Below are 13,380 nucleotides of genomic sequence, written 5' to 3' on the forward strand. Positions count from 1 at the left end.
CCTCCAGTCTCTTTCATCATCTTTCATTTCCGTGTCTCCTGGAGCTTTAAGGAGTAAGTTACCAAAGGTCCATCCCGGCTATGGGGCTCTGGAACTATCGAGGCAACGGCACTATGACCCTCCGACGTCGCCTTGGCGAGGGCTTCCCAATAGCTTGAAAACAGAGGCGTTGTTAGTAGTTACTTAACAATAGAGGGATAAAACTTCTTTCTGTACCCTTCCCCGTTAAGGCCCGAGGAAGTCCTCTGCCTTGGGTGGTTCTGGGGGTAGGCCTTTCCTCTCCCTGATCTTCCTTATGAGCTCCGGTAGGAGCTGGTCGGGCACTGGCTCCCACCCGTAGAACTCGGTGCCCCAGAACGCCCTACCGGCGGTTACGCTCCTCAGCTCCATGGGGAGTTCGAAGCTCTCAGCTATGGGTACCGCCGCCACTATTCTGGCTTGCCCGCCCATGTCGATGACCTCCAATATCTTGCCTCTGTGCTTAGTTATGACGCCCGTCACCGCGCCTATGTACTCGTTAGGAACCCTTATGTCTAGCTTCTGCCACGGCTCCAGCAAGGTCGGGCTGTCGGTCAGCATGCTTGCGTAAACGGCGTTCCTAACTGCCGGGTATAGCTGGGCGGGACCTCTGTGCGCGGGGTCCTCGTGTATCACGGCATCCCACAGTATCACTTTGACGCCCCTTACCGGCTCCTTCGCTAAGGGCCCTTCCTTCATGGCGAGCCTCCAGCCGGCCAGTATGGTGTCCTTCACCTCCCTTAAGTGCTGGACGCCCACGGTCTTGTCAATGAATATGTTGAAGTTCTCCTCGTCGACGGCCCATATCCTCCTAGCGGTGTCGGCGTCCCAGTTGACCTTGTCCCTAAGGACCTTCGCCCTCTCCCTCGGGTCTTGGTCGTCAGTTATCTCGCCCTTCTGTATCATCTCAATTACTTCCTTCTCTAGCGGTTCCACGGTGATGTACAGCTTGTTGTGTTTGTTGGGGCTCTTGCCCTCTACCTTCTCTCCGGGCTTCCTCACGGTCTCACGGTAGGTTATCACGGGCGGGCTTACCTTGACCTCAAGGCCGTAAACCTCCTTGAGCTGTGTCAGCGCAATCTCTATGTGTAGCATGCCCATGCCGCTGAGCAAGTACTCGCCAGTCTCTTGGTTTATGGTCACCTTGAGGTTGGGGTCCTCTATGCTTAACGTCCTCAACGCCTCGATAAGCTTGGGCAAGTCCCTGGGGTTCTTGGGCTCTATCGCCACGGTCACCACGGGCTCGCTGACGTAGTGGAGCTGCTCGAAGGGCGCTGCTTGGTCCTTGTAGTTTATGTCGACTAGGGTCTCGCCGGCCCTGGCGTCGTCCAGACCGAGCATGGCAACTATGTTGCCCGCCGTCACGTAGTCCACTATTTCCCTGTCGGGACCCATGTAAATCGAAACTTGCAGTATCTTGCCCGGCTTTTGGGCGTTGACCAACCAGACCTCCTTGCCCGCGGTCGCGGTACCGGCCCAGACTCTGCCGGTGGCGACGAGCCTCTTAGTGTGGGGGTCTAGCCTCATGTCGTTTATGAATACTACCAAGGGGCCCTCGGGGTCGCAGTTGAGCATGGCCTTGCCTAGCTCGCTGTTTATGTCGCCCTTCCAGAGCCTGGGCACCCTGTACTTCTGGGCCTCTCTGGGGTTGGGCACCCAGCGGACCACCATGTCTAGCAAGGTCTCGTGTAAGGGGGCCTTGTGGAAGAGCTCCTCTATAGCGTCCTTGCTTCCCTTTGCGTAGGCCTCTACTATGTCACTGAACTTTATTCCCTTTTCTTGGGCCATAGGTATCGTAATGCCCCACTTGTCCTTGGCACTGCCCAAGGCCACATGGCCCTTGGCGGGGTCCAACAACCACTTCTTGGCTATCTCTGGGTCGGGCGCGAAAGTCAATATGCGCTCGTTAACGTCCTTAATGATTTGGACTATCCTCTGTTGGATCTCTTGGGGGCTGAGCTTGAGCTCCTTGATGAGGCGGTCGACCTTGTTGATGAACAGAAGCGGCCTTACCAGCTCTTCTAGAGCTTGCCTCAAGACGGTCTCGGTCTGAGTCATTACCCCTTCTACAGCATCGACCACCAGTATGGCTCCGTCTAGTACCCTCAAGCTCCTGGTGACCTTACCGCTGAAGTCGACGTGGCCAGGGGTGTCTATCAAGTTTATTACATAGGGCTTACCCTTGTACTCGTGGTACAAGCTTACGTTAGCCGCCTTTACGGTTATTCCCCTCTGCTGCTCAACGTCCAAGTAGTCTAGCGCCCTCGCCTCTCCCGCCAGTTTAGGGCTGAGTATCCCCGCGTGGGCCAAAAGCGCGTCGCTCGTCGTGGTCTTGCCGTGGTCCACGTGGGCTATGATGCCTATGTTCCTCACTTGCTCTACGTTTCTCATTATCTTCAAAATGTCTTCTACATGTTTGTACTTTGGCATATTCTTGCCCGGTAGGGCTAAGGGTAAGGATTTATAAAAGGTGTGGGCTCTAGTGGACCAAGCTGCCGAGGCGTTGTTCGGAAATCATCCCCCTAACCACAGTGAGTATCTTAGACTCCTTCTCGACCCCCAAGATGTTTCTTACTACCATAGTCAGCAGTTTACTTATGCTCTTCGCGTGCTCATTATACTCGGCCTTCATGAGGAGGGGAAGGTAAGAGTTTAAGTCACGATAGTACAACTGCATGGTCAGCGGTATTAGACCTATTAAGAGGGGGGAGCCCTTAGGGGCGGTCTTCTTGAGCAACCTAACCTTTACGTCTTCCCGGACGCCGTCCAGAACACCCATGGGTATCTTGTTTATTATTATCGAGGCCACTCTCCTCGAGAGGAGGTCGTTGCTGGAGATCATCCGGGGCCGGTCTATGCAGCTCTTCTTCTCGTTGCTAGTGATCACGATTTTTGCCCTGTTCACGAGTCCCGTATCTACGAAGGCCCTCTCTAGGAGGTACTCCCCTATCATGTCGGGAGGTACGTAAACTATCACGCCGAAGTCCTTGTGTAACAAGTAGTTTACGAACTCCGCGAGCTGCGCGCTCAAACCTCCTCCGAAGATGTTTTTTATGAATTTCCTCTCGTCTATTATCTTCATACACTCCTCAGTTATGATCTTTGTTATGAGTACGTCGGGAGCTTTTTCGAACCTCCTCGTCGCCTGCGCCGTGTGAATGATGTTGTTGAAGTATGCCGTGAGGCAGTTTGTCTCCATGTCGAACGAAGTGAAATCTGTGGATAGGTCTATGAGGATCACCGGCCTCTTGGTTTCTATGTTTAGGTGGATTGCCAGTTCCAGTGCGAGCACTTTGCTACCAGACCCTCTGCACGTCGGCGTCACCAATACTAGCATTGTTGGTCTGCCCCCATACATTCAATGATGAGAGGAGATTTATATTCGACCATGGTGACCCCTCAAGTACGTCTTAATGGTCTCGGGTTTTGAGAAGGATCGCAAACCCTTGACTGGAGCAGTCCTCTCAAATCTTAAAAGAACGTCAGCGAGCTCCTCTACCGCCGGGGTGCCCGAGCGGCCCAAGGGGCCGGCCTTGAGAGCCGGTGGGGGAAACCCCGCGCGGGTTCGAATCCCGCCCCCGGCGCCAGAGTCGCACGAACGCGTCGGGCGACTGGTAGATAGTTATGAAGGCCCAATTATTGAAGCTAGAGTTAAGAAACTTCCTTTCGTACGAGAACTTAGAAGTGCGCATACCGGAAGGCGTGGTAGTCGTAGTGGGTCCCAACGGCGCTGGTAAGAGCAGCTTTGTGGACGCCATAGCCTACGCCCTGACGAGCGCCGCGGTGAGCCGAAAGGTCACCAACAAGGAGCTGATTAATTACGGCGCCAAGAGCGCCGAGGTGGTCCTTACCTTCTCCGCGTCAAATAAGGTATACGAAGTGAAGAGGGCTATAGGAGTTGGAAACTCTGTACAAGCCGTCCTAAAGGAGGGCGGCAAACTATACGCCTCGGGCTCTCAAGCCGTAAACAAAGCCATAGCTTCCTTATTGGGATTCGGAGACGTCAAAGCGCTGCGTGAAACCGTCTTCGTACCCCAGGGAAAATTGACCGAGTTGGTGGAGTTGAGTCCTTCGGAATTGAAGAACAAGGTTCTAGAGTTGCTGGGAGTTAGAGACAAGGAAGCCGTCGAAGCTTCTCTGAGAGAAATAATAAACTACTATAAGGGCACCGCATCCAACTTGGTGAACGTTCAAAGGACGTATGAAAAGTATAAGAAAGAGTTGAATAGCGAAATGAACAGGATAAAGGAATTACAAGAGAAGCTGCCGTTGCTCAAGGAAGAGCTCCGCATGGTCGAGGACAAACTGAACGACTTAAGGTCTGAACTTAACGAGCTTAAAGAGAAGAAGGCCAAATACCAAAAGGTTAAGGCCCAACTAATGAAAGTCCAAGAGGAGTTGAGGACGCTAATTGGAGAACTTGAAGCTCTTAGCGACCTCGACGAAGCTGAGCTAAACTTGCTGAGGTCCAAGCTAGTTAAGGTTAAGGACCTAAGCCTGATTAAAGAGCGCCTCGAAAACGAACTGAAAGCCATAAAGAGTAAGAAAGAGCTCTTAGCCAAAAGAGAGGCCGTTAAATCCGAGCTGCGCAAGCTCAAGGACTTGGAGAGGAGAAGGGATGAGCTTTCAAAGAAGTTAGACGAAATGTTGGAAAGGCGTCAATTACTCGTCATGAAGTTGGGAACGCTTGAAAAAGAGGTGGAGGAAATAGAGAAAGAAATCAAAAGGATTGAGAAGAACTATGTCGTGTTGGAGAGGGAGTTGGACGGCCTTACGATCAGCGACCTCGAGCAACGGGTTACAGAGCTCGAAAAGATGTACGAGAACGTCAAGAAAGAGCTAGAGGAGGTCACTAACGAGAGAAGGCTCGTCGAAGTAATGTTGGACGAAAGGCGCCGCGCAATAGAGATGCTAAGGGGGAGGGACTCCTGCCCGGTCTGCGGGTCCCCACTCCCTCCCGAAAGGCGGGAGTCCCTCATAAGGCGCTACGCCGAGGAAGTCGCGAAGTTTGAAGAAAAGCTGACCGAGTTGAAAGCTAGAGAGAAGAGGTTGGAAACGGAAGCACGGCTCTTGGAGTCTAGGCTAGAGAAGCTCAAGAGGGCTTTGGACAAGGCGCGCGCCCGATTGGAGAGCCTAGGCTTCGAAGACCTAGACGCATTAGGACTTTATTTAGCTGACTTGAAAAAGAGGTTTAACGAACTGAAAGAACAATTATCGCGAACTAGGGCTTCGGTCGAGCATTACGACAAGCTGGTCAAAGAAGTTAAGGAAGAGCTAAGCGCCGTGACGGCCCAACTAGAGGAGCTAAAAAGGAAGGAGGGGATGCTCAGACAAATAGAACATCAGCTAGAAGAGCTACGAGGAGTAGACGCAAGCAAAGAAGAAGAGGTAGAGAAGCGCTTGAGCGAAATAAAGAAAGAGTTGGAAGTGCTTGGCTCACCAGAAGAGCTCGAAAGGAGAATAGCGGAGCTGGAGAGGTTAGCCTCCAAGAAAAAGGAGCTAAGCGCCGCAGCAGAGCTCAAGAGGAGAGAGGAGGCTGAGCTGAAGAGAGAGTTAGCCTCGCTGGGCTTCGACGAAGCCTCATTAGAACGGCTAGCGCGAGAGGTCGAGGCCTTGGAAAGGAAGAGGGACGCCCTCCTCCGCAACATATCAGAAACGGAGGCAAAAATAATGGAAACTAGGCGGAACGTAGCGAAGCTGAGAGAGGAGCTAAACAGGTACCAGAATGAGATAGAAAAGCTTAGGGCGTACGAACAATACGCCATCTTCCTTGAGGAGTTCAGAAAAACCTTCTCCACCGTCATTATAGACAAACTGACTGAGAGCTTCAGAAAGGCGTGGGAGGAGGAAGCGAACAGAATATTAGATATGTTCGACCTTAACGTAAAGAAGGTGGAGATAAAGGAGATAATTGAAAAGAGGAAGAAGGGGTGGACGATAAGGGCGGTACTAGACGGCGGCGCGAGGGTGACCGTGGACTCCCTCTCCGGAGGCGAGAGGGTCGGGGTCGCCTTGGCTCTGAGGCTCTCGTTAGCGAAGCTCCTCTCTCGCGGGAGGATATCCTTCTTGATAATGGACGAGCCAACAGCCTACTTGGACTCCGAAAGGAGGCAAGCTTTGAAGAAGATAATCTCGTACGCCGTCGGCCCCTCTTTGACCCAAATGATAGTTGTGACTCACGACAGAGAGATGATGGATATTGCCGACTCCGCATGTCACGTTAGAAGGACCCCCAAGGGTTCTACGATTACGTGCGAATGATCCTCTCCCGAGCGAGCGCGAGCAGCTTCCTAAGCGTCTTTTCTCCGACGTTATACCTTTTGCTCACCTCCCTGACGTTCTTCCCGTTGACTACGTAGGCACATACCAACGCCATCAAGTGCTTGCTCCTCTTAGGCCTCGCAGACAAGACTGGGTCCCTCTCTATTAGTTTGAGATAATATTCGAAGTCCGTCCTCAACTCCGCTGGTACCTCCGGCAAACGTTCGACCTTTTCCAAGCTCTTCACGGTCTTATTCGTGAGGCCTAACTTGTACTGAACAAAGGTGCCGCGCACGTCTCTGTAGCCCCTCTCGTTGAGTTCCTTCACTATCTCAGTTCCCTTGAGAAGCGCTCTCTCTTCCTCACTAATCTTACTACCAACCCTCTTGTCGGCGAAGCGCTCCTCCGAAACGTAAAAGTCCACGATATAATCGACGACTTCTCCGGTCTCGATATCTATCACTACCCCGTTCTCGTAGTCCCACACCAACCTCATATCGCTCTCCGTGCATTTGTTTTGAGATATAGTAATTAACAAGTAGGTACACTCTGTACCGGGAGAGGGTAGCTAGACGAAAGTGTTAAGGCTCTCGCGACGCGGCGAGGAGCGGGAAGGCGCAGATTGCATCTGAAAGGCCGCAGCATGTTGACGTTGCTGGATTTCGCCGAGGACGAAATAAAATTCATCGTAGATACCGCCCTGCAGATGAAGAGGGAGAACTACGCCGGGAGGCGGTACTGGGGCCTCTTAGAAGGTCGTCACTTGGCCTTGTTGTTCGAAAAGCCCAGCACGAGGACCAGAGTGGCCTTCGAAGTCGCAGCGAGTCAGCTGGGCATGAGCGTAAGCTACGTAACGAAGTCTGACAGCCAGCTGTCAAGGGGGGAACCCCTCAAGGACGCCGCGAGGGTCCTAGGAAGGTACGTAGACGCTATAGCGGCCAGGGTGAAGAGGCACGAAGACCTAGAAACCCTGGTCGAGCACTCGGGCGTCCCAGTCATAAACGCTCTAAGCGATAAGTTCCACCCGACCCAAGCGATAGCAGACGTGATGACCATACTGGAAAAGTTGGGCAGAGTCCGCGGGGTAAAGATAGCCTTCGTGGGAGACGGGGCCGACAACGTGGCCCACAGCCTAGCCCTAGCGGCGACCAGCTTGGGCGCCGACGTAAGAATAGTAACTGCTCCCGGGTACGAGCCGCTGGACGCGGTGATCGCAGCCGCTGAGGAGAGGGCCCGGAGGAGCGGGGGGAGCTTCGAGCTCGTGTACGACCCTTGTAAAGGGGTGAAAGGGGCAGACGTCGTGTATACTGACGTGTGGGTGAGCATGGGTCTCGAGGCGGAGAGGGAGAAGAGGCTTAGGGACTTAAGACCTTACCAAGTCAACTCAGAGCTCTTGAAGTGCGTAGGAAAGGACTACATATTCATGCACTGTTTACCCGCGCACAGGGGCGAGGAGGTAACCGAAGAGGTCTTGGAGTCCAGCAGAAGCGTCGTGTGGGATCAAGCTGAAAACAAGCTCCATGCTCAGAGAGCGGTCTTGGCCCTTTTGGTCCCCTAATCCTTCAAGGTTATCCAACGGGTAAAGGAGTCAGAGAACAAGTGCTTCGGCCTCTTACCACAACACCACAAGAAGGCGCCCAGCGCTCCGGAGTACTTCCCGCAAGCCTCGCTGGGGCAGAGTACCTCCTCTCCCACGAAAGTTGGTCGGTAGAAATCGAGCCACGCCTCCACGACCCTCTCGTCAACGCCGGAGCGCAGTATGGAGCCCTTATCCTTGGGCCATTCCTTATAGATCAATAACAGCTCGGCGTCCACCAACCCTGGCGAACAACGGCCGGGCATGCCTCTAGTTGCGCTCACGAACTTCGTGATAGCTCCGTCCTCCACGTACAGTATACTCACAAAGCAACCCTTATCTACCATCGTGAAGGTCCTCTTCCCGTTATGTATCAAGTAGTTTGCCTTAGCCACCTTGTCAGGGGTGCCGCTGTCCAAGGCGTTTATCAAAAGGCCCTCGGGCACCTCGCCCGAGGCCCCGGCGGAGGGGAGCAAGGTCGTTTCGAAGTAAGCGAGCGCAGCGGTCAAGAGTCTTCGAAGGCCGTGGGTCTCCTCTCTCCCGGCGTTTGGCACTACCTCGTCGTACAGCCTGGAAAGGGCTTCGTGGTCCTTAACCTCTCTCCACTGATAGCCCCCCGCCAAGCAGAGCTCCTTTACCCCTATACCCTTTAAGAACTTCAGTGCCTCTTCGATCTCATTTTTAGAGAACTCGAGGTACCCTAAGACGTGTGGGCACCTACCGTAGACCGCTCGTATGCCCCTCGTCCCTACGTCTACTCCCGCCGAGGTGGGCAAACGGGTTCTCCCTCTTAACTGGTAAGTTTAAGTATTTGAAGACGCTGCTGACGAAGTAGTGGTACGCCGGGTCGCCGTAGGAGGACCTCAGCTTGAGCTTCCGGTAGGAGGCCTTGTAAACCAGTTTGCCCCTGTCGTAAACCTCCGCCGAACCAGAGACTCGGTCCCGCGCGTTCTTCTTGAGCTCTAAGACGACAACCACCTCCTCCCCCTTGTAAGGGACGCTGACCTCTCCCCCTCGGCCCCGCGAGTAGACCTCGGGCTTGCCCTCCGGTGGTTGGTACTCGGCGACTACCCTCCCGGAGTGATCCACTACGAAGGCCAATCTCAAGAAGGCGTGTTTGCCGGACTTGCTCTTGGAGCGTTCCAGCCACACGGGCAACACGAACTCAGCTCGGCTTTTCTTCATCATTGGTCTCAGCCAACCCTGCGGACTTCATCGTTCAATAAAGGCGTAGCTCTCAAAATTTATAAGGTGATCGTAGTCACCTTCGGCGGGCCCGTAGCTTAGCCCGGCAGAGCGCCCGGCTGATAACCGGGAGGCCGGGGGTTCAAATCCCCCCGGGCCCACTAAACCTCCCGCCCAATCACCTCAAAGCGGGAAGGAGAGGCTTTGCCCGGCTTGAAGAAGCTACACCCCGTCCCCTACGTGATTGACGAAATAAGCAAGAGGTTGGGCCCCGCACCGCTCGAGAGGATCAAGACAGTAGAATCAGTGGGCATGTTCTCGGGCTCAGACGTGAGGGCCTCACAAGACGTCCCTCCAGAAGACAAGGCCGTCTTGGACGGGTTCGCGGTGAACAGCGAATTCGTAGAGGACTGCAGCGAGACGTCGCCGTGTAAGTTGAAGTTGTGTGGGGAGGCTGAGGGCGGCTGTGCGGTCCCGGTCAACACGGGTAACCCCTTGCCGCCGGGAGCTGACACGGTAGTGCCCATCGAGGCTTGTAAGGTCGAGGACGGCGAGGTATACGTCTTCCGCCCCTTCCCGCCGGGCAACGCGATAGCGAAGAGGGGGGAGGACCTAAAGTCTGGGGACACAATAATAACGAAAGGAACGTACCTCAGGCCTTGGCACGTGGCCGCCTTGTTATCTCAAGGGGTAGTCGAGGTAGACGTGGTAGCGCCCAAAATAGCCTTAGCGGCCACGGGTTCGGAATTGGTAGAGCCGTGGGAGGAGAGGGAAGGCGTGAAGAACACCACGGCGTGGCTGGCCTCCTCTTTCTTTAAAGAGAGGATGGGCATCAAAGTGGATTACTTCGGCATAATTGAAGACGACAAAGAAGCTATAAGAGAGTTCTTCGAGAAGAAGGTGAAGGAGGGCTACGACATTGTAATGACCACCGGGGGGACCTCCGTCGGTCGCGTCGACTTCACCTCGTCCGCGCTGAAAGAGGTCTCTGAGTTCAGCCTTCACGGCGTCGCCCTCACCCCGGGCAGGCCCCTCGCCGTGGGGGTGAGCGAGGGCGGCAAGCTGTTGGTAGCCCTTTCCGGCTACCCCGTGGCCGCGCTCAGCGAGCTTGAGGTCGTCGTGTGGAACATCCTAAAGAGGGCTTGGGGTCTCAAGGAGCCCCCGAGGCCCAAGGTTAAGGCGAAGCTGGCTAGGAGGCTGCCGGTCCAACCCAACATGGTCCACGTCTACAGGGTAGTCGTGAGGAAGGTCGGTGAGGAGTACGTCGTAGAGCCCTTGAGGCTCACGGGTTCGGGTATTCTCTCGTCACTACTCAAGGGAAACGGGATCTTGGTGGCGGGTCTCAAGGGCGAGACCGGGTACGACGTGGGCGCCGAAGTCGAGGTAGAGTTGATCTCCGAGGTGTTAGAGTGAGTGGTCAACTCGTGGCGCCGGGGGCGGGATTCGAACCCGCGCGCCCCTGATTGGGGCAGTGGGTCTCTCGGTCGCTTCGGGCGCTGGAGGTCTCGAGCCCACCCCCTTGGGCCGCTCGGGCACCCCGGCGTTGTGAGCTCAGCGGCTTCCCCTTATTAAGTTAGCAGCGCATCCGCCTCCTCGACGAACTCGAAGGCTGTCCTTCTCGTTACTTTGACGATTGGAGGAGTTATGAGTTTATGCTTATTTAACTTTATCCTTTGGATTATTCTGTCCACGATTTCTTTGTCTACTCCTAACCTCTCCACTATTTCTTGGGGCCTCATACCGTTCTCAACGAGATTGTAGAGGACCACGTCGGCTACCTCGTAACTAAAGCCCAACTCCTCCTCAGCCAAATGGCCGGGCCAGAGGCGGGGGCTCGAAGGCTTCAATGCCACGTCCTCCGGCAAGCCCATGTGCAACGCGAGCTTCCTTACCCAGGTCTTGTAAAGGTCCCCTATGGGGAAGACGTCCGCACAGCCGTCGCCGCACTTGGTGAAGTAGCCCAACAAGAACTCGCTCTTGTCCCCGGTGCCTACGACTATGCCGTCCTTGTGAGCTACGGCGTAGAGTATGGTCATCCTTATCCTTGCTAGGGTGTTGCCTCTCACGACCCTGTCGTCGACCTTTAGTAGGTCGTCGAAAGCTCGGAGGGCCGGCTCTACGTCAATCACTCTCACGTCCTCGATGCCGAGGAGCCGGGCGACGCGCTTGGCGTCTTCCACGTCTTTCTCTGGTGTAGAGGCGGAGGGCAAGATAAGCGCTCGCACCCTCTCGGGGCCTAAAGCCTCGCTCAGTAACGCCGCAGTAACCGCGGAATCAACCCCGCCGCTAAGCCCTATTACGGCCACCCTCCCGGTTCGCTGGAAGAAATCCTTCAGCCACCCTACTATCCTCTTCCTAACAGAGTCCCAGTCCGGCTCCGGCAGTTTCATTCTCATAACCGAGCCTTTGTAACTTGGTCCTTAATATAAAGCTCACTTCCAACGGGAGGCCCTATACTCTTGTAAGAGTTTTTCGAGGTCTTCTACTTGCATCTGCCTCATAGACTTCAGTTTCTCCATTCTCTCGTTCCACTCGTCTTTAAGGTCAATGGGAAGGACGGCATACCTACCGTAGACCTCGCCCGACGCCGTTATTACGGGGATCCCCCTATCCTCTAATTCTTTCTTAGTCTTCTCATTTATCTCAGAGGCAAATAACATTATATTATTCTCTAATATCTTTTCTATGAAGTCTTCGTTTAGCGCTTCCACCTTGTTCGCTAAGATCGCCCTCGTGGGTAGCTCCTCTATTTCGTGTTCCGGGAACTTGGAAGTAAAAGTAATGTCGTCCAAGTACAAGGCTACGAACGCCTCACCTCTCTCGACCTTTAACGCCGCCTCCCCGGCCTTCTCCAACAACGAGCTCAGTTCCTCGTTAATCCTCTGGAGCTCCTCAACCTTACGCGTCAGCTGGGAGTAACTCTCCTTTATCGAGGATACCTTCCTCTCCACTTCGTCCTCTATCTGTCTCCTAATTAGGTTCAGTTCCAAGTTTAGCTTCTCAATTGTAGCTTCTAACTCCTTAATCTTTAGCTTTAGGCTAACGTTCTCGGCCTCTAGGTACGCTAGTTTTAAGGCGCTCTTCAGGCCGCCGCCCTCGAGGTCGTTCCTCTTAGGTTGTTGAGCTGTAGGGTAGACGTCTTCTTCGCCCCCCTCTTCTTTTATAAGTTCACCTATCTCTTCTTCAACCACGTCCGCTATCGAACGTCCTTCTTTCAAGACGCTGAGGCGCACTCTATCTCTATCGACGTCGAGTCCTATTCTCTCCAAGTAGTTCTCTACTTTTTCTATCTTACCCTTTATCGCATTGAGGGCCTTGTGCGCCGCCGCCAACGCGTCCCTTTGGTGGCTGTCCTCCACGTTGACCCCTCTAGCCCGGTACTCCTCCGCTATCCTCTCCTTCTCCTTGACGCTTAAGGAGTTCTTAGGATAATATAACTCCGCGTTGAGCGTCGCGGCGAGCTTCTTCGCGGTGTGGGAGGGGGGACTAGTATCAGTAGCAATAATTATAGGTAGTCCGAACTTGTTTATCAGAGATACTAGCTCGCCCCTATCTGCATTCTTGAACGAGCCTAAGAAGAGGACCTCGCCTTCTACGTTCAATATAGCCAGTCCGGTCTTTATGCCGGGGTCAATGCCTACGACGAGTAGCTCTTTTGTCCTTTGTTCTTCGTCTTCGAACATAAATTTGCGCGTGACGACCGGTCTAACCTTTACGCGCACCGCGCTGCTGCTGACCGGCTTAACGAGCCCCTCTAGGGACTTTCGCGGGGCGTAGACGATAAAGGTTGCAGAATCTATAGAGCCGTCACTCTTCCTTATGAAGAGGTCGTAGTCAAGTCCCTCCTTTTCCAAGGTTGACTTTATTTCGTTCACTGTCTCGATTACCGCGTTCCTAGTGGCCCTTACAAAGCGATTCATACTGCTCCCGCCGGCTCTGGGAGTTCGACCCTTCGTCACAATGATCTTGGTCTTCTCTTCGAAAACTTTGACCTTTGTGCCTACGCCCTTGAGAGCCAAAAAGGCCAGTGCCAGCGCCGTTTCCCGGGGCGTGAGCTTCTCCGAGGTGAAACGCATTCCGTGAACCTTCAAGAGTTCCCTTAGGTCGACGAACTCCCCGTCCACCCGAGTTACTTGTACCACTTCAGTCTCTGGGGGAATCAAGTTCAAGAACTTGATCAATTCCCTCTGGTTCTCACCTAGTTCCGTTAAGTTGTCGACGGCAATCAGTTTCGGCCTGAACTCCCAGAGTATGCGTATGAGCTTCTTAATGTCAACCCTCTTATCTATGATTACTTTCCCGTCGCAGTCGACTAACACCAAGTGGAACTTTCCCTTAAT

The 13,380-nt window shown here is 54.0% G+C and carries 10 protein-coding genes and 3 tRNA genes; 5 read left to right on the plus strand and 8 right to left on the minus strand.

The features are described from left to right. Window positions 1-225: 225 nt before the first annotated feature. Together IGNI_RS07165 and IGNI_RS07170 are read right to left on the minus strand one after the other, a co-directional pair. Window positions 226-2,448, minus strand: coding sequence for an elongation factor EF-2 (locus IGNI_RS07165; RefSeq protein WP_012123523.1), 2,223 nt, complete (start codon window positions 2,446-2,448; stop codon window positions 226-228). Window positions 2,449-2,497: 49 nt separating this feature from the next. Next, entirely contained in the window at window positions 2,498-3,355 is an 858-nt protein-coding gene (locus tag IGNI_RS07170) for a hypothetical protein (protein ID WP_012123524.1), read from the minus strand. A 163-nt stretch (window positions 3,356-3,518) separates the two neighbouring features. On the opposite strand from IGNI_RS07170, the gene IGNI_RS07175 reads away from it, so the two are divergent. Together IGNI_RS07175 and IGNI_RS07180 are read left to right on the plus strand one after the other, a co-directional pair. After that, window positions 3,519-3,605, plus strand: a tRNA-Ser gene (locus IGNI_RS07175). 37 nt (window positions 3,606-3,642) lie between these two features. Then, complete coding sequence (locus tag IGNI_RS07180; protein WP_012123525.1) at window positions 3,643-6,279, plus strand: AAA family ATPase; 2,637 nt, start codon at window positions 3,643-3,645, stop codon at window positions 6,277-6,279. Here IGNI_RS07180 and IGNI_RS07185 read toward each other — a convergent pair. Beyond that, complete coding sequence (locus tag IGNI_RS07185; protein WP_012123526.1) at window positions 6,266-6,775, minus strand: hypothetical protein; 510 nt, start codon at window positions 6,773-6,775, stop codon at window positions 6,266-6,268. The genes IGNI_RS07180 and IGNI_RS07185 overlap by 14 nt on opposite strands. Window positions 6,776-6,901: 126 nt before the next feature. Here IGNI_RS07185 and argF point away from each other — a divergent pair, with 126 nt between their 5' ends. Beyond that, window positions 6,902-7,837 carry an ornithine carbamoyltransferase gene (gene argF / locus IGNI_RS07190; protein ID WP_012123527.1) on the plus strand — a complete coding sequence of 312 codons (936 nt, stop codon included), beginning with the start codon at window positions 6,902-6,904 and terminating at the stop codon, window positions 7,835-7,837. Here the strand turns inward: argF and IGNI_RS07195 are convergent. Continuing rightward, window positions 7,834-8,631: a DUF1464 family protein gene (locus IGNI_RS07195; protein WP_012123528.1), complete on the minus strand. Its 798-nt coding sequence runs from the start codon at window positions 8,629-8,631 to the stop codon at window positions 7,834-7,836. The two genes, argF and IGNI_RS07195, sit on opposite strands and share 4 nt — an antisense overlap. Then, window positions 8,573-9,043 (minus strand): hypothetical protein, encoded by a 471-nt coding sequence (locus tag IGNI_RS07200; RefSeq protein WP_012123529.1) that lies wholly within the window; start codon window positions 9,041-9,043, stop codon window positions 8,573-8,575. The genes IGNI_RS07195 and IGNI_RS07200 overlap by 59 nt, the downstream gene beginning before the upstream one ends. Window positions 9,044-9,127: 84 nt before the next feature. Between IGNI_RS07200 and IGNI_RS07205 the strand changes: the two genes are divergently transcribed. Next, window positions 9,128-9,201: transfer RNA gene (locus tag IGNI_RS07205), tRNA-Ile, on the plus strand. 43 nt (window positions 9,202-9,244) lie between these two features. Continuing rightward, window positions 9,245-10,453: a molybdopterin molybdotransferase MoeA gene (locus IGNI_RS07210; RefSeq protein ID WP_012123530.1), complete on the plus strand. Its 1,209-nt coding sequence runs from the start codon at window positions 9,245-9,247 to the stop codon at window positions 10,451-10,453. Between the two features lie 12 nt (window positions 10,454-10,465). Here IGNI_RS07210 and IGNI_RS07215 read toward each other — a convergent pair. From IGNI_RS07215 to IGNI_RS07225, 3 genes are all read right to left on the minus strand, one after another. Then, a tRNA-Ser gene (locus IGNI_RS07215) sits at window positions 10,466-10,582 on the minus strand. Window positions 10,583-10,608: 26 nt separating this feature from the next. Then, window positions 10,609-11,430: an NAD+ synthase gene (locus IGNI_RS07220; protein ID WP_202943255.1), complete on the minus strand. Its 822-nt coding sequence runs from the start codon at window positions 11,428-11,430 to the stop codon at window positions 10,609-10,611. A gap of 42 nt (window positions 11,431-11,472) precedes the next feature. Beyond that, window positions 11,473-13,359 (minus strand): DUF460 domain-containing protein, encoded by a 1,887-nt coding sequence (locus IGNI_RS07225; protein ID WP_238374135.1) that lies wholly within the window; start codon window positions 13,357-13,359, stop codon window positions 11,473-11,475. Window positions 13,360-13,380 lie beyond the last annotated feature (21 nt).

Source organism: Ignicoccus hospitalis KIN4/I, from assembly GCF_000017945.1.
GTDB classification, from domain to species: Archaea; Thermoproteota; Thermoprotei_A; order Sulfolobales; family Ignicoccaceae; genus Ignicoccus; species Ignicoccus hospitalis.

Bases quoted from the DNA above. Each gene is read 5' to 3' on its own strand.
- IGNI_RS07200 (WP_012123529.1), bottom strand. From the start codon at position 9,043: ATGATGAAGAAAAGCCGAGCTGAGTTCGTGTTGCCCGTGTGGCTGGAA.
- IGNI_RS07165 (WP_012123523.1), bottom strand. From the start codon at position 2,448: ATGCCAAAGTACAAACATGTAGAAGACATTTTGAAGATAATGAGAAAC.
- IGNI_RS07220 (WP_202943255.1), bottom strand. From the start codon at position 11,430: ATGAAACTGCCGGAGCCGGACTGGGACTCTGTTAGGAAGAGGATAGTA.
- IGNI_RS07185 (WP_012123526.1), bottom strand. From the start codon at position 6,775: ATGAGGTTGGTGTGGGACTACGAGAACGGGGTAGTGATAGATATCGAG.
- IGNI_RS07170 (WP_012123524.1), bottom strand. From the start codon at position 3,355: ATGCTAGTATTGGTGACGCCGACGTGCAGAGGGTCTGGTAGCAAAGTG.
- IGNI_RS07180 (WP_012123525.1), top strand. From the start codon at position 3,643: ATGAAGGCCCAATTATTGAAGCTAGAGTTAAGAAACTTCCTTTCGTAC.